General features: G+C 63.0%; 15 protein-coding genes. 14 read left to right on the top strand and 1 reads right to left on the bottom strand.

The genetic code is table 11. The features are described from left to right. Positions 1-25: 25 nt before the first annotated feature. The 9 genes from AC5E6W_RS04635 (at position 26) to AC5E6W_RS04595 (ending at position 8,362) form a co-directional block, all read left to right on the top strand. Positions 26-1,996, top strand: coding sequence for an NHL repeat-containing protein (locus AC5E6W_RS04635; RefSeq protein WP_491751095.1), 1,971 nt, complete (start codon positions 26-28; stop codon positions 1,994-1,996). 277 nt (positions 1,997-2,273) lie between these two features. Then, positions 2,274-2,591, top strand: a complete 318-nt coding sequence (locus AC5E6W_RS04630) for a PqqD family protein (protein ID WP_491751094.1) — start codon at positions 2,274-2,276, stop codon at positions 2,589-2,591. Then, positions 2,588-3,520 carry a hypothetical protein gene (locus AC5E6W_RS04625; protein ID WP_491751093.1) on the top strand — a complete coding sequence of 311 codons (933 nt, stop codon included), beginning with the start codon at positions 2,588-2,590 and terminating at the stop codon, positions 3,518-3,520. Before AC5E6W_RS04630 ends, AC5E6W_RS04625 begins: the two co-directional genes overlap by 4 nt. Next, a complete protein-coding gene (locus AC5E6W_RS04620; RefSeq protein WP_491751092.1) occupies positions 3,513-4,073 on the top strand; it encodes a lasso peptide biosynthesis B2 protein in 561 nt (186 codons plus the stop codon). The genes AC5E6W_RS04625 and AC5E6W_RS04620 overlap by 8 nt, the downstream gene beginning before the upstream one ends. Before the next feature lie 60 nt (positions 4,074-4,133). Continuing rightward, positions 4,134-4,277, top strand: coding sequence for a hypothetical protein (locus tag AC5E6W_RS04615; RefSeq protein ID WP_491751091.1), 144 nt, complete (start codon positions 4,134-4,136; stop codon positions 4,275-4,277). 230 nt (positions 4,278-4,507) lie between these two features. Then, positions 4,508-6,316 (top strand): asparagine synthetase B family protein, encoded by a 1,809-nt coding sequence (locus AC5E6W_RS04610; protein WP_491751090.1) that lies wholly within the window; start codon positions 4,508-4,510, stop codon positions 6,314-6,316. 335 nt (positions 6,317-6,651) lie between these two features. Beyond that, entirely contained in the window at positions 6,652-7,173 is a 522-nt protein-coding gene (locus AC5E6W_RS04605; RefSeq protein ID WP_491751089.1) for a phage tail protein, read from the top strand. Between the two features lie 26 nt (positions 7,174-7,199). After that, complete coding sequence (locus AC5E6W_RS04600; RefSeq protein WP_491751088.1) at positions 7,200-7,769, top strand: phage tail protein; 570 nt, start codon at positions 7,200-7,202, stop codon at positions 7,767-7,769. Positions 7,770-7,789: 20 nt separating this feature from the next. Beyond that, the gene (locus AC5E6W_RS04595; protein WP_491751087.1) at positions 7,790-8,362 is read left to right on the top strand and encodes a phage tail protein; all 573 of its coding nucleotides are present in this window, start codon (positions 7,790-7,792) and stop codon (positions 8,360-8,362) included. 40 nt (positions 8,363-8,402) lie between these two features. Here the strand turns inward: AC5E6W_RS04595 and AC5E6W_RS04590 are convergent, their stop codons facing one another. Beyond that, positions 8,403-9,503, bottom strand: coding sequence for an aldose epimerase family protein (locus AC5E6W_RS04590; RefSeq protein ID WP_491751086.1), 1,101 nt, complete (start codon positions 9,501-9,503; stop codon positions 8,403-8,405). Between the two features lie 135 nt (positions 9,504-9,638). Here AC5E6W_RS04590 and AC5E6W_RS04585 point away from each other — a divergent pair, with 135 nt between their 5' ends. The 5 genes from AC5E6W_RS04585 (at position 9,639) to sdhA (ending at position 14,948) form a co-directional block, all read left to right on the top strand. Then, positions 9,639-10,445, top strand: a complete 807-nt coding sequence (locus tag AC5E6W_RS04585) for an IclR family transcriptional regulator (RefSeq protein WP_491751085.1) — start codon at positions 9,639-9,641, stop codon at positions 10,443-10,445. Then, a complete protein-coding gene (locus AC5E6W_RS04580) occupies positions 10,442-11,122 on the top strand; it encodes a non-canonical purine NTP pyrophosphatase (RefSeq protein WP_491751084.1) in 681 nt (226 codons plus the stop codon). The genes AC5E6W_RS04585 and AC5E6W_RS04580 overlap by 4 nt, the downstream gene beginning before the upstream one ends. Before the next feature lie 490 nt (positions 11,123-11,612). Further along, the gene (locus tag AC5E6W_RS04575; protein WP_491751083.1) at positions 11,613-12,398 is read left to right on the top strand and encodes a succinate dehydrogenase/fumarate reductase transmembrane subunit; all 786 of its coding nucleotides are present in this window, start codon (positions 11,613-11,615) and stop codon (positions 12,396-12,398) included. Between the two features lie 446 nt (positions 12,399-12,844). Continuing rightward, positions 12,845-13,150 (top strand): hypothetical protein, encoded by a 306-nt coding sequence (locus AC5E6W_RS04570; RefSeq protein WP_491751082.1) that lies wholly within the window; start codon positions 12,845-12,847, stop codon positions 13,148-13,150. A gap of 28 nt (positions 13,151-13,178) precedes the next feature. Then, positions 13,179-14,948 (top strand): succinate dehydrogenase flavoprotein subunit, encoded by a 1,770-nt coding sequence (gene sdhA, locus AC5E6W_RS04565; RefSeq protein WP_491751081.1) that lies wholly within the window; start codon positions 13,179-13,181, stop codon positions 14,946-14,948. Positions 14,949-15,030: the final 82 nt, after the last annotated feature.

Genomic DNA, 15,030 nt, shown 5'->3' with positions numbered 1-15,030 from the left:
CCTGTTGGCAAGTAACGAGACTGCGATGCGACTACCTCACGACTCCTCCATCGGCCCAGAACCATCTCGACCGCGTCTTCGGCTCCACTCTCTGTCGGCCCTCTTACCTGGGCTCGTTTTCTATCCCCTGCTCGCGCTCTGTGCGGCCGGATGCGGCAGCGCGATCACCACCACGGTCGCTACAACTTCCCCGCCTTCCACGCCCTCGCAACCTACCCCACCCACGCCCCCAACGCCCCCCACGCCTCCCAGTGGCCCGACCAGCACGGCCGTCACCGGCATCGTGCGCAACGGGCAGCAGCCGATCGCGGATGCGACAATCGCGCTCTATGCCGCCAGCACCTCCGGCTATGGCGTCGCTTCTGCCAGCCTTCTCACGCAGACGGTGACCACCGCGACCGACGGCACGTTCAGCATGACGTACTACAGCTGCACCGCCGGGCAACAGCTCTACGTGGTGGCTACCGGGGGCAACGCCGGCAGGGGCGTCAATGCCAACACCACTATGATGGCGCTCATCGGGGACTGCTCCAGCATCACCTCCAGCACGACGCTGACGATTAACGAGCTCACCACCGTCGCGAGCGTCTACGCACTGGCTCAGTTCCTCGGGGGCCCGACCGCGCTGGGCACAAGCTCGACGAATACAACTGGTCTCGCCAACGCCTTCGCCCTCGCGCGGAGTCTCGTAACCATGAGCGCGGGCACAGCGCCCGGCAGCAACCTGCCCGCCACCGCGACGGCGCCCCTCGCCAAGCTCAACACGCTGGCCGATGTGCTCGCAGTGTGCGTCGCTACGGCCGGAGGCAGCGCGAACGATGGCTCACCCTGCGGTACGCTCTTCGCTCTCACCACCCCCAGCAATGGCACAGCGCCCACCGACACGCTGGACGCCGCGCTGAACCTCGCGCATGCCCCCGGCAGCCAGCCCGCCACCCTCTATGCCACGGTCAGCGTCAGTGCCAGTGCGCCATTCACTCCGAAGCTTGGAAGCGCGCCGCCGGACTGGACGCTGGCCATCACCTACACCGGTGCAGGCCTCAACAATCCCAACGCCGTCGCCGTCGACTCCGGCGGCAACCTCTGGGCAGCTAACTTCTCCAGCGTCGCCTCCAAGCTCTCGCCACTCGGCGAGCCCGCAGCGGCCAACGGCTTCGCCAGCGCCAGCCTCTATGAGTCCTATGGCATCGCCATCGATGCCCAGGACAATGCCTGGATCACCAATCAGGAGTCGGCCGGCAGCGTCAACGATGGCTTCGGCAGCGTCACCAAGCTGAGCTCCACCGGCCAGGTGCTCTCCGGCAGTGGGTACACCGCAGGCGGCGTGTACTTCCCGGCAGCCGTTGCCATCGCTCCCAGCGGCGGCGTCTGGATTGCCGACTACGGCCGTGCCGGCGCAACCCTGCTCGCCGCGGACGGCACGTCAACTTCCGGAACCGCCGGATTCACCTCCGCCAGCCTTCCCTTTCCCGTCGCCGTTGCAACCGACGCCTCCGGAAACGCATGGTTCGCTGCCGACGGTTCGGCAGTACGCATGAGTCCCACTGGCGTGGCCACGCAATATAGCTGCTGCCACGGCGCTCCCTCCAGCATCGGCCTCGATCCCTCCGGCAACGTCTGGCTCACCGATTACGACGCTTCAGCACTGCTGGAGCTTAATCCCAGCGGGACAATCCTGCAGCGCCTCACCGGAGTCGGTGGCCTCTACTATCCGCAATCGCTCGCCATCGACGGCGCAGGCAACGTCTGGGTCACAAACTTCCAGGGCAAATCCATCGCCGCCTTCACCGCCTCAAGCACCGGCACCGCCAGCAACGCGCTCTCACCCGCAGCGGGCTTCGGCAGCGATGCAGGCTTGAGCCAGCCCGCTGGCATCGCGATCGATGCCCAGGGCAACGTCTGGGTCGCAAACTCTGCCGCCGGCAGCATCACCGAATTCCTCGGCCTCGCTACCCCGCTCCGCACACCGCTCATTGGCCTGCCCACAAGACCCTAGGCCGCGCCCACAGCGCCGGAAATGCGAGTCACATCAGAAGACAAAGAGTGGATTTTGAGTTAGCGTGAGGCTTCGGCTTCGTACAAGGGCCGAGAGGCTTAGTCGGCGTATCGAAGGAGCGCTGGTTACTGGCTGCGCGCAGGTCCAGGACGCGACCTCATTCTCATCCTCATCTTCGCCCTGAGGATCGCGTACGATTTGAGTAACATACGATTTGAGTGACGAAAGCCCGCCTGCAACGGCCTAAGCTCCCCAACCTCGTACGTGATGAACTTTGATGATTGAACCACTTCTCCATTTCGATGCCGTCGTCCAGCGGAACCCTGAGGCTCTGGCGGCTGAGGTGCAGGGAGAGGTCGTGCTGATGAATCTCGACCGGGGCGAATACTACGGTCTCGATGCCATCGGCAGCGAGATCTGGCGGCAGCTGGAGCAGCCGATTTCCATCGCAGAGCTCTGCAACTCGCTGGCTGGCGAGTACAACGCCGCGCCCGAGGTCATTGCGCAGGATGTGCTCGCGCTGCTGGAGGCCATGCGCGGCTGTGCCTTGATCGAGCTCAGGGATCGGACGCGAATGGAGACCGACGTTCGATGAGCATGGTCACGGATGCCTACCTTTGCGGCTGGCGCGTCCGGTCCGAGGTGGCTCTCCCCGAGTTGTATCCGTGGTTCGGCGAGGATCGACCCGCGGATGTTTCCTTCCGCCTTACCGAGCCCGAAGAGCTGCAGGGCGCCATCATCGATCATGCGCAGGTGCGGATCGTGGTGCACGGCAATCGCTGCTGGATGGATATCCCTTCGGTCGCCCGCTTCCTGATCCGCGACGGCGTGGAGGTGCAGATTGCACCATGCGCTGAGGTGGAGGCTTCCACGCTGCGGAACTATCTCCTTGGCACGGTCGTCGGTGTGCTCTGCCATCAAAGAGGCCTGTATCCGCTGCACGCGGCCTGTTTGAGTCTCGGCGGGCAGGCCTGCGCCTTCTCTGGAAACTCCGGCATAGGCAAGTCCACCCTAGCGGCGGCGCTCGCGGCGCGAGGGCACGTCCTGCTCTCGGACGACCTCTGCGTTCTGGACCTGAGCGGACCGGTGCCCATGGTGCAGCCGGCCTTCCCGCGCGTCAAACTCTGGCCGCGTTCGATGCAAGCGCTCAAGATCGATCCAGAAGGCTTGCATCATGACGGGGACAAGCATCACTTTCGCTTTAGCGATGTCGCCCACTTTACCCCGGACCCCGTCCCGCTCCACGCCGTGTACTTCCTGCGCGCCGCCCAGGAAACCGAACCCGAAGGCATAACGGAGCTCACCACGCCGGAAGCATTGCACCGGCTGCATCGACAGGTCTACCGCCATCTCATCGCCCGGGGAATGGGTCTTTCTCCCTTGCTGTTTGCGCAGACGGCGCGGCTCGCGTCTTCCCTCCCCATGCGCCTGCTCTCGCGGCGCATGGACCTGGACCGCTTGCCGGAGACGGCGGCGCTGCTTGAGTCGTTCCATCTCCAGCCCGCGGAGGCGTCCAGTGAATGATCCGGCGCAATCTCCCGGGCCCACCCGCACCACGTGGCCGGGACGAATCTGGCAGCGGAGACGAGACCTCCCGCTCCTCATCTCTGCAGCGGCGTGGCTTTTTGTCGCGTGGCTGGCGCTGGATGTCCTGCCAGGCAAGCTCTACCGGCGTCTGCTGCAGCCGCGTCTGAATTCCCGCTGCGAAGCTGCGGAGCAGACGTCGTCGATCGCGCGTGTGGAGTGGGCTATCTCCGCGGCTTCACGGCGCGTCCCCTGGCGGACCGTTTGCTTTCATCAGGGGATCGCTGCCCAGCACATGCTTTGTTCCCGCGGCATCCCGGCAACGCTACACTACGGCGTGGCGAAATCCGACCTCCAGGCACTGGAAGCCCATGTGTGGGTGCAGGCTGGAGAGATTTGCGTCGTTGGCGGCGTCGGACGAGGCCGCTTCACCCAAATGCATGTCTACCGGCCATCGTCACCGGGCAGGGAAACATCCCCGGCGCCTTCTGCGTCAAAACGGGCGGGGTACCGAGATCAGTCTCCCCGTGGTCGGCGTCGGAAGAGCGGTTGACTCCGGCCCGTGCTAGCATGACCAGCAGAAACACCGTATTCTTGTGGCATTGAGGAGCTTATGGAACAAGAGCAGAATGGAAGCATCGTCGAGGTTTCGGAGTCCGCCAAGCAGTGGACCGCCCCGAAGCTGACCGTCCTTGGCATTGAAAACGCAGAAGGCACAGGAAACCCCGGTGCTCCCGACGCCCCTTTTGCCTCGTAGTTCGTAATGAGATCGCTCCTCTGAGTTTCGATCAGAGCCCACGCTCAGTGAGATCCCCAGCTGTCGGCTGGGGATTTTGCGTGTCTGTAACCTCCAGCCCGCAAGCTGCCGGTGCATCGAGCGGGTCGAGGCTGATCGCATTCCACCTGAAGACCATTCGCCTGAAGATAAAGAGATAGATGCCCATAGCTGGTGGTTTCGGAGGAGCGGCATCGATACCCGTCGTGAGAATGATGGATGCTCTTCAGGACCAGCCTGGCATCCCTCGCGGTCACGTCGAAGGTCCTGGCTTTGCTGTGGCCGCCTGCGGATCCTCACTCATCGCAGGCAATGCTGACGACCTCGTGCTGCTGGACGGTCGTATCGACAACTTCCGTGAGCTGGCCGACATGCTCTCCCTCGAAAGCGCTGACGCAGCGAACGTCCTGTTGACGGGATGGAAGCGCTGGGGCGCCGACCTGCCGGAGCATCTCCTCGGCGACTTCGCACTGGCTGCATGCAGCGTGTCGCAGCGCCGGGTTCTGCTCGCCCGGGATGCCGGAGGTAGACGCCCGCTCTATTACTGGCACAGGAATCAGCAGCTGCGATTCGCCTCCCAGGTGTGCGGCCTGGCCGCCGATCCAGAGATTGCGTTCGCCCTCGACCAGGCCAAGGTCGAGGAGTGGCTCTGTTACTACGACACCACGGATCGCACGTTCTTTCGCGACATCACGATGGTGCCGAAAGGGCATGCGGTGCTTTGGGATCAGGGAAAGCTCAGCCTGTGCCGTTTCTGGTATCCCGAGCGCATCGCGATGCTCCGTCTCCGCGATCCCCGTGAGTATGCCGACGGCCTTCGGGCGGTCCTCACGCAGTCCGTGGCTTGCCGCCTTCAGGAGACGCCGCTCGGAGTCGAGCTGAGCGGGGGCCTGGACAGCTCCTCGACGACGGCAATCGCTGCGGGCCTGCTCGAACGTCAGGGCGGGACGCTGACCGCATTCACCTCGGTCCCTGTCGGCGAGACCCCGCCCGACCTCCACGACCGCTTCTTTCATGAGGGGCCATATGCGGCTGCCGTAACCCGGATGTATTCCAATGTCGAACACACGCTGGTCCCGAGCGACTGCGCCGGTGTCTTCGAGGCGCTGGACGCCCTCAGCAGCGCCGGGGAAACGCCCTTTCTCAACCCCAGCAATGGGGTTTGGATGTTCGGCATCATGCGCCAGTCCAGACAGAGAGGCCTGAAGGCTCTCCTGAATAGCCAGGTAGGCAACAACACCGTGAGTTGGAACGGGGCGGGAGCGCTGCACAGCCTCATCCGGAGAGGCCGTCTTCCCGATGCGTTGCATCTCGCCGAAGACCTCCATCGTGACGGCATGGCCGCCCGTTCTCTTCTGCGCACGGCAATGGGCCGCTGGTTCCCATCCCGTACGCTGGATCTCGCGCGTCATCGAGGAAAGCAGGAGTCTTCAGGGCTGGGCTTCCTCAGCTTGTGCACGGATGATTTTGTCCGCCGGCATCGGCACGGAATTGAGACTCGCCAGCGTGAGCTGCAGAGGGGTGACAGCCGGGAGCTCCGGCTGGCTTCCATGGAACGCGCCGATGCCGGCCCCATCCAGGCCATGTACCAGCGGCTTGGTGGCGTCGACTGGCTGGATCCAACCGGCGACCTCCGCGTCGTCGAATACTGCCTCTCCGTACCGGACGAGCAGTACCTTCGTAACGGGATTCCGCGCTCCTTGATACGGGATGCCATGGCCGGGCTGGTCCCCGATCAGGTATTACAGGAGCGTCGCAAAGGACTTCAGGGAGCAGACGCGGAATCTCACCTCAAAAAGGAACGCGCCGAGATCATCCGCGAACTGGAGCGGGCGCGGGATTACGATCTGCTTCGCAACGTCATGGATTTCCCTAAGATGAAGGCGATGGTCGCCGATTGGCCCGCAGCCACTTCGGCATCGTCTTTCTCGAGCTATGTACTTCTCCTCATGCGTGCCATCAGTTTGATACGTTTCGTACGCAGGGTCGAAGACGGCAGTATCTTCTCTCTGCCGGTATAAGTTGGCTGCTTAATCCCCACAGAGACAAACGGTCTTCGAACAGACGCCTTTCGAGACGCAACGCCACATAAGCGTAGGGCCAGCGGCCGGTCTTCGAATCCGTGAGACCCGCGGGCTTCATGGGCGGCAACAGCGTCGTTGCCAATCTTTTCCCACAACCTGTCCTCTACCTTCTCGTCGCCGATCAGCGCCACTCAATCGGGGCAGCGAAGGATGGCATTCCCATCTCAAATCGGCGTCGCGGATGGAACAGCAAATTAATTCCATCCTTTTGCATTCACAGAGCACCCCCGTGTTAGCGTTCCTCCACACCTGCATTACGAGGAGAGGAAGATATGGGTGATTGGTTTCTTGGCGAGATACGTCTCTTCGCCTTTTCAAAAGCTCCAACAGGGTGGCGCCTCTGCGATGGGTCGCTTCTGCAGATTGCGCAGAACCAGGCGCTTTATTCGCTGTTGAGCACCTACTACGGCGGCGATGGCAGGACAACCTTCGGCGTGCCGGATCTTCGCGGGCGAACTCCACTCGGCAGAACATGGAACACCTCCGCCATCACGTACAACATCGGCGATAAAGGCGGAAGTTCGGCAGTCACACTCACGCTGAACAACCTTCCACCCCACAATCACACCTTTAACGCTCAGCAGACAGCCGCAACTTCGGGTTTCGAGGCTTCGAATCTGATCTTTGCGCAGAACGCGGCTCATCCCATCTATGCTCCTGACACCAATCTTGTAGCGCTGAATGCCAACTCCATCTCAACTGAGGGAGGAGGCGGGCCGCATGACAACATGCAGCCTTTTCAGGTTCTCAATTACTGCGTCGCCACGCAGGGCCTCTATCCACCTCACGATTGATGGAAGAAATTTAGGAGAAACAGCACATGGATTGGTATGCAGGAGAAATTCGTATCTTTAGCGGACCGCAGGTGCCCCAGGATTGGCATCTCTGCGATGGATCGACACTCAACATCAATGATTACCCCGTCCTCTTTAGCCTGATCGGGAACACCTTCGGAGGAACTGCTCCAAACACCTTCGCCCTTCCCAATCTCGCGAGTCCACTCAAGAGCAACATAGGCGCCGTCCCGGTCGGCCAGGGGCAGGACACGGAGACGCCGCCCGTCACCCGAACGATCGGGCAGTCCGGCGGTGAAGTAACAGTCACGCTCGACATCTCCGGGATGCCGGCGCACACGCACGCGCTCAACGCAAGCGCCAACACCGCGACCACCTCCGTGCCAGGTACCGGCGTCGCACTGGGAGCGCCCTCGGTGCCCAATGACATTCTTTACATGAGGCCCGACGCTGAGAAACCAACAGCCACTCCCGACCTGGCTCTGGCCGTCGTGGGCGTGTCCGGCGGTTCAGGTGGTCACCAGAACGTTATGCCAACTCTCGCTGTGAGCTACATCATCGCCATTAACGGCATCTATCCTCAATTCCCCAGCTAAATCAAAGGAGAATCTCTGCTATGGACGCTTACATCGGAGAAATTCGTGCGTTCGGATTCAATTACGTCACACCGAGCTGGCTGCCATGCGACGGCAGAACCCTTCCCATCGCTCAGTACCAGGCGCTCTATAGCCTGATCGGTAATTTGTACGGTGGACAACAGAGTCAGAACAGCTTCGCACTCCCAAATCTCCAGGGAGTCCTTCCGGCTTGCAGAACCGCAAACTGGCCCGTAGCGTCGCAGGCAGGGGCAAACACCGTCACGCTGAATATCTCGACGACTCCGGCTCATAACCACACCACGCGCGGCGCCTACTCGAACGGTGGCAAGGGGACGACTGCCTACGAAGGGAAACCCGAGGCCAATGCGAATTACTTCCGCATCGTCGCGGACATCACTGGCCCCACGTCCAGTGGGCTCGCCCAGTCTACGTTCGCGGTAGCAAGCGCTCCCACAGCCTTGTCGCAACAGGCGTTGAGCGTCGCTGGCGGCCTCAACGGCACGGCTGTCCCTCATGAAAATCGACAGCCATACCTGGCGCTCAATTTCATGATCTGCGTACTGGATGGGGTATACCCAGTCAATGGCTGATCGCCCTGACCCCATGGGCTATCGACTTATCTCCGCGTTCTTACTTCTCCACCCCAAACGTAAAGATCGTAGTAGACCGCATCGTCTGGCCCGGCTTCAGCTCCGTCGACGGGAACGCAGGCTGATTCGGCGAATCCGGAAAGTGCTGCGTCTCCAGGCAGAAGCCCGCATGCTTCTCGTACAGCTTCCCACCCACGCCCGTCATCGTGCCATCGAGGAAATTGCCCGAGTAGAACTGCACCCCCGGCTCCGTCGTCGTCACCGTCAGCGTTCGTCCGCTCTTCGGGTCTTCCACCTTCGCCGCGACGTGCAGCGTGCTTCCGCCATTCAGCACGAAGTTGTGGTCGTATCCACCCGCCAGCTTCAGCTGCTCATCGTTCGCGTCGATGCGCGCACCGATGGCAGTAGCCTTCTTGAAGTCGAACGGCGTCCCCGCCACCGGCGGCAGCTTGCCCGTCGGAATCAGCCCTGCATCCACCGGGGTATAGCGGTCCGCGTTGATCATGATCTTCTCTCCGAGAATATCGCCAGAATCTTCGCCGCCAAGATTGAAGTAACTGTGGTTCGTCAAGTTCACGACCGTGTCCTTATCCGTCGTCGCGCTGTATTCGATGTGCAGGCTGCGGCCCTCCAGTGTGTAGCGCACATGCGCCGTCAGCTTACCCGGAAAACCCATCTCGCCATCGGGGCTCACATAGGTCAGATCCACTCCGCTGCCCGTCAACCGGCCCGTCCACACCTTGCGATCAAAGCCCACCGTCCCGCCATGCAGCGCGTTGCCATTGTTGTTCGTCGGGATCTGGTACCTCTTCCCATCCAGCGTAAAGGCCCCTTTGGCAATGCGGTTGCCATAACGGCCCACCACTGAGCCCAGATACGTCGATGTGTCCTTGAGATACCCACCGAGGTCCTTATACCCCAGCACCACATCCGCCTTCTTGCCCGCGCGGTCCGGGGCTTCGATGCTGACCACATGCGCACCGAAGTTCGTGATGGTCACCGTCAGTTCGCCATCGTTTAGCGTGTAGAGCTCGACAGCCTTCCCATCGGGCATCGTGCCCCAGTTCTCTTTCGTCGACGCAGCGTGCATGCTTCCCGCGGCCAGCAGCGCGATCGCCGCCAGCGTTCCAGTCTTCGTCATGTGCAAGTTCACCCTCCGGCGCGAGGCCGCGCGAGAAATCGTTTCCCGAACGGGATGATACCCGCTCCGGCCCGCCTCTGGCATCGTTTTGCCAAGCTGTACTTCCCGCCCTGCCTTCGGTAGTTTGATACCACGATGCTCACCGCCAGCAAGAAGGTCCCCGCGCCGCGGGAAGCCTCGCGACAAAGCCCCAAGACCAGCTACTCCACGCCCGCGCTCGAAAAGGGCCTCGATGTCCTCGAGCTCCTCGCCCGCCAGCGCGACGGCCTCACCAAGAGCGAAATCGCCCGCCAGCTCGACCGCACCATCTCCGAGATCTTCCGCATGCTCGTCACCCTCGAGCGCCGCGGCTACATCGCCCTCGTCGATGGCGAACGCTACGCTCTCACCCTCCGGCTCTTCCGCCTCGTCCAGGAGCACCCGCCCACCGAGCGCCTCATCGCCGACGCTCTCCCCGTCATCGAGCGCCTCGCCCACGACTGCCAGCAGTCCTGCCACCTCGGCGTCGTCGAGGACGCCCGCGTCGTCATCCTCGCGCAGGTCAACTCTCCCGCCCCTGTCGGCTTCTACGTCAAGCCCGGCTCCATCATCGACATCATGGAAGCCGCCTCCGGCTACGTCATCCTCGCCCACATGGAAGAAGCCGCCGTCGAGCGCACTCTCGCCGAATGGTCCCGCCAGACCGGCAACAAGCCGCCCCGCGACCTCGCCCAGCACCTCGCGAAGATCCGCAAGGCCGGCTTCGAGAAGCGCGACAGCTACCAGGTCAAGGGCGTCGTCAACATCAGCTTCCCCCTCCTCGATAGCCGCGGCTCCGCCATCGGCGCCCTCACCGTCCCCTACATCCAGCAGAAAAGCTCCTCGATCTCGCTCGCCACGGTCACGGACCTGGCCCGCGCCGCCGCCGCCGAGATCACCCGCGCCATAGGAGGTCATGCGTGATCCTCTACGCCGCGACCTCCAACAAAGGCAAGCTAGCCGAGTTCGCCACCAGCGCCAGCTCCGCAGGCATCGAGGTGCAACCCCTCCCCGGCCTCAAGGACATCCCCGAGCCCATCGAAGACGCCCCCACCTTCCTCGGCAACGCCGAGATCAAAGCCATCGCCTACTCCCTCGCCGCTCCCGGCCTGCTCGTCTTCGCCGACGACTCCGGCCTCGAAGTCGACGCCCTCCACGGCGACCCCGGCGTCCGCTCCGCCCGCTTCGCCGACGACGCCGGCTTCGATCCCGCCACGAATCTGGGCGCCCCATATCTCGAAGAGATGTGGGTTCCCAAATCACCCCTTCCTTCCAAGGACGCCCGCAACAACGCCCTACTTCTCTCCCGCCTCCACGCCCTTCCACCGGACTCCCCACGCACCGCCCGCTTCGTCTGCGCCCTTGCCCTCGCCCACGACGGCCACATCCTCCTCCGCGCCCACGGCACCGTCGAAGGCCAGATCCTCGACGCCCCCCGCGGCGACAACGGCTTCGGCTACGACCCGCTCTTCCTCATCCCCTCCCTAGGCCTCACCACCGCCGAACTCCCCGCCCCCCAGAAGTGGTCCCTCAGTCACCGTGGCAACGCCTTCCGAGCCCTGTTAGCGCAACTCCCCCACCTCGACCACTCCGCCTCATAGCTCATCGCTCAACACCTCAAAGCTCTACAGAAGCCCAGGCCCGCTGCCAACGCCAGCCAAACCCACCACCCTCGCTCCTGGCTCCAGCCTGGATACCTCACACCTCTACAGCTCCATCCGCCCCCGGGTGGCCATCCTCTTACAGCCCCATCGTGAAAGGTTGAGGTAAGCCGCTGAACTCCAGCCGCGCGCCAACGTCTCAGAGTTGAGACATGCATTCGCAGGCCGCCAAACTTTACCCTGCGCCCCAGCAACAGCGAACCGCGCCCCAGCGGGGCTACCAGGACGGGCGAAGCCAGCCAACGGCGGGCCGGCTCCCTCCCATCTCCGCACAAATCCACCGATAACCGCGCGTTCCCCCAACACTTCCCTTGACCCCTCTTCCCAGCGGGCGGAATAATCGACCTGCCGCAAACGTGCCGTGCGGATCCATCCTTCCCGCGCTCCAGCGTCCGTTTGCCCCCTTTCTGACCTAGGAGTCGAAGACCGCATGGCCGCCACCGCACCTCCCGCACCACCCTCCAATTCCGGTCAGCTGAAAGGCGTTCAGCCCCTCCGCGCCGCCCAGGGCAACTCCTTCCTGTGGCGCAGGCTGCACTCCCTCACCGGCATCGTCCCCATCGGAGCCTTCCTCCTCGAGCACATCCTCTCCAACTTCGAGACCGTGCACGGCCCCCTCGCCTACGGCAAGCAGGTGCTCTTCCTCAACTCCCTGCCGCTCGTCCGCGTGCTGGAGTGGGTCTTCATCTTCATCCCCCTGGCCTACCACGCCCTCTACGGCGTCGTCATCGCCATCAAGGGACGCACCAACGTCAACGTGTACCCCTGGGCCGGCAACTTCGGCTACGTGATGCAGCGCATCACCGGCATCATCGCGCTCCTCTACATCGTCCAGCACGTCTGGCGGCAGCGCTTCTCCGGCGTCGATCTCCCGGACCACCCCGGCATGGCCTTCGCCAAGGTCCAGCACGAGCTCTCCAACCCCTGGATGCTCGCCATCTACGTCATCGCGATGATCGCGACCTGCTGGCACTTCGCCTACGGCGTCTGGCTCTTCGCCGCCAAGTGGGGCATCACCCCCGGCGAAAAGGCCCGCAAGACCTTCGGTTACGTCTGCGCCGCCGGCGGCCTCCTCATCTGCGCCATGGGCCTGGCCAGCATCTTCGCCGTAGTCACCGCCCCCCCCGCCCCCGAAGACGCCATGCCCGACACCCACGTGAGCATGACAATGCCCACGCCACATGCTGCGGTGGCAGCAATGGCGGTTCAGGAGTAAACCTTGGTGCTCCGCGCTGCCGACGGTATCTGCGCCGTGCTGATCGTAACGGCCCTGATCTGTTCCTACAGGAATTGGCGAAGCCTCTACGAATTGGGACCGCCGGTGAGAATGGGCGTCAACAACAAGATTGAGTTCCTGCGACGATGGAACAACTTTCCGGAAGGTCCGACCAAGCGGAAGTTACGCAGATTGCAATTGGCAGGCACCACGAGTTGGCTTTTAGCCTGTGCATTACTCATCGTCACGCACTTCAAAGGCGTTTTTTCTAGGTAGGACACAGCATCGCATCGACACCACGGATGTCCTCGTTCAGCTCGAGGCACGAACGGCAGGTCACGGCTTCAGCCGTGACACCAGAACAAGAACGAAAGGGGCTTCAGCCCCTGAGGTACGCAACCACCAACCCCCCGCACCAACGCAACGGGGTTTCGGAGACAACAAAAATGACGCTCCGGGTCCTGCAGACGCTCCTGATCACCGCCGTACTGGTCATCGTCCCGGGCTTCTGCCTCCTCGAGCACTGGCTCATCGCGGAGATCAACCGCTCCGGCCACCGATCCCCCGTCAAGCACTGGCAGGTGATCACCTGGAAGCAGTATCGCGAGCTGGAACACACCCACCGCGAGCTCTTCCCCGGCAGCTGGAAGCTCGACCTGTTCCTGGTTTTTCGGCGTCTCTCCATGGTCATGGGCGTCGTGATGGTATCGGTCCTCTGGAGCATGCTCTCCAACAGAACCGCGCAACATTAGACAAAGCTTACGAGGCAGGACAAACAAGATGGCAGCAACACCACGCATCATCGTAGTCGGCGGAGGCCTAGCAGGCCTCTCCGCCGTCATCAAGATCGCCGAAGCTGGCGGCAAAGTTGACCTCTTCTCCATCGTCCCCGTCAAGCGCTCACACTCCGTCTGCGCCCAGGGAGGCATCAACGCCGCCAAGAACCTCAAGGGCGAAGGCGACGACGTCCTCAAGCACTTCGACGACACCATCTATGGCGGCGACTTCCTCGCCAACCAGACCCCCGTCAAGGCCATGACCGCCATGGGCCCCGCCATCATCGATCTCCTCGATCGCATGGGCGTGCCCTTCAACCGCACCCCCGAAGGCCTGCTCGACTTCCGCCGCTTCGGCGGAACGCTCTATCACCGCACCGCCTTCGCGGGCGCAACCACCGGCCAGCAGCTCCTCTACGCCCTCGACGAGCAGGTCCGCCGCTTCGAATCCGAAGGCAAGGTCCAGAAGTACGAAGGCTGGGAGTTCCTCTCCGCCGTCCTCGACAACAACGGCGTCGCCCGCGGCATCTGCGCCATGGACCTCCGCACCATGGAACTCCGCACCTTCCCCGCCGACGCCGTCATCGTCTGCACCGGAGGCAACGGAGCCATCTTCGGCAAGTCCACCAACTCCGTTGTCTGCACCGGCTCCGCCCAGTCCGCGCTCTATCAGCAGGGCGCGTACTACGCCAACGGCGAGTTCATCCAGGTCCATCCCACCGCCATCCCCGGCGAAGACAAACTCCGCCTCATGTCCGAGTCCGCCCGCGGTGAGGGCGGCCGCGTCTGGGTCCCCCGCGACAAGAACGACAAGCGCGCCCCCACCAGCATCCCCGAAACCGAACGCTTCTACTTCCTCGAAGAGTGGTACCCCAAGTACGGCAACCTCGTGCCGCGCGATATCGCCACCCGCGCCATCTTCCGCGTCGTCTACGAGCTCGGCATGGGCATCGACGGCCAACCCATGGTCTATCTCGACGTCTCGCAGCTTCCCCCGGCCAGCCTCCACAAGCTCGAAGGCATCCTCGAGATCTACGAGAAGTTCGTCGGCGACGATCCCCGCAAGGTCCCGATGAAGATCTTCCCTGGCATGCACTACACCATGGGCGGCCTCTGGGTGGACTTCCAGCAGCAGACCAACATCCCCGGCATCTTCGCCGCGGGTGAGGCCGACTACTCCATCCACGGCGCCAACCGCCTCGGAGCCAACTCGCTCCTCAGCTGCATCTACGGCGGCTTCATCGCCGGTCCCGAAGCCATCAAGTACGCCAAGAACCTCCCAGCGATGCAGGGCGACGGCGGCCACGCCGCCGAGCTCGCCCGTCAGAAGATGATGAACCACGCCCTCATCTCCAACCAGGGCAAGGAAAATCCCTTCCGCATCTGGCGCGACCTCGGCGAAACCATGACCAAGCACGCCACGATCATCCGCTACAACGCCGGCCTCGCCGAAGCCGACGCCAAGATCGTCGAGCTCATGGACCGCTACAAGAACATCAACCTCAGCGACAAGAGCCAGTGGGCCAACACCAGCTTCGCCTTCACCCGCCAGCTCTGGAACATGCTGCAGCTGGCCCGCGTCATCGTAAAGGGCGCGCGCCTTCGGGACGAATCCCGCGGAGCCCACTACAAGCCCGACTTCCCCAACCGCGAAGACGAGCAATTCCTCAAGACCACCAAGGCAGCGTTCGTAGACGACGCACCCCAGATTACGTACGAAGAAGTGGACACCCAGTACATCACCCCACGCCCCCGCGTGTACACGTCCACCTAAAGAGAACAATGAGCACGTTTGCCATCGTCGTAACGATCATCGCCGTCGCACTCTTCGGAGCGTTCCTCCTCCTCGGAGCCTG

It is taken from the genome of Bryocella sp. (genome assembly GCF_058498515.1).
Note: the sequence above shows the minus strand (reverse complement) of the source record. Positions and strands in the feature narration are given on the sequence as shown.

Bases quoted from the DNA above. Each gene is read 5' to 3' on its own strand.
- AC5E6W_RS04635 (WP_491751095.1), top strand. From the start codon at position 26: ATGCGACTACCTCACGACTCCTCCATCGGCCCAGAACCATCTCGACCG.
- AC5E6W_RS04630 (WP_491751094.1), top strand. From the start codon at position 2,274: ATGATTGAACCACTTCTCCATTTCGATGCCGTCGTCCAGCGGAACCCT.
- AC5E6W_RS04625 (WP_491751093.1), top strand. From the start codon at position 2,588: ATGAGCATGGTCACGGATGCCTACCTTTGCGGCTGGCGCGTCCGGTCC.
- AC5E6W_RS04615 (WP_491751091.1), top strand. From the start codon at position 4,134: ATGGAACAAGAGCAGAATGGAAGCATCGTCGAGGTTTCGGAGTCCGCC.
- AC5E6W_RS04610 (WP_491751090.1), top strand. From the start codon at position 4,508: ATGATGGATGCTCTTCAGGACCAGCCTGGCATCCCTCGCGGTCACGTC.
- AC5E6W_RS04605 (WP_491751089.1), top strand. From the start codon at position 6,652: ATGGGTGATTGGTTTCTTGGCGAGATACGTCTCTTCGCCTTTTCAAAA.
- AC5E6W_RS04600 (WP_491751088.1), top strand. From the start codon at position 7,200: ATGGATTGGTATGCAGGAGAAATTCGTATCTTTAGCGGACCGCAGGTG.
- AC5E6W_RS04595 (WP_491751087.1), top strand. From the start codon at position 7,790: ATGGACGCTTACATCGGAGAAATTCGTGCGTTCGGATTCAATTACGTC.
- AC5E6W_RS04590 (WP_491751086.1), bottom strand. From the start codon at position 9,503: ATGACGAAGACTGGAACGCTGGCGGCGATCGCGCTGCTGGCCGCGGGA.
- AC5E6W_RS04585 (WP_491751085.1), top strand. From the start codon at position 9,639: ATGCTCACCGCCAGCAAGAAGGTCCCCGCGCCGCGGGAAGCCTCGCGA.
- AC5E6W_RS04575 (WP_491751083.1), top strand. From the start codon at position 11,613: ATGGCCGCCACCGCACCTCCCGCACCACCCTCCAATTCCGGTCAGCTG.
- AC5E6W_RS04570 (WP_491751082.1), top strand. From the start codon at position 12,845: ATGACGCTCCGGGTCCTGCAGACGCTCCTGATCACCGCCGTACTGGTC.
- sdhA (WP_491751081.1), top strand. From the start codon at position 13,179: ATGGCAGCAACACCACGCATCATCGTAGTCGGCGGAGGCCTAGCAGGC.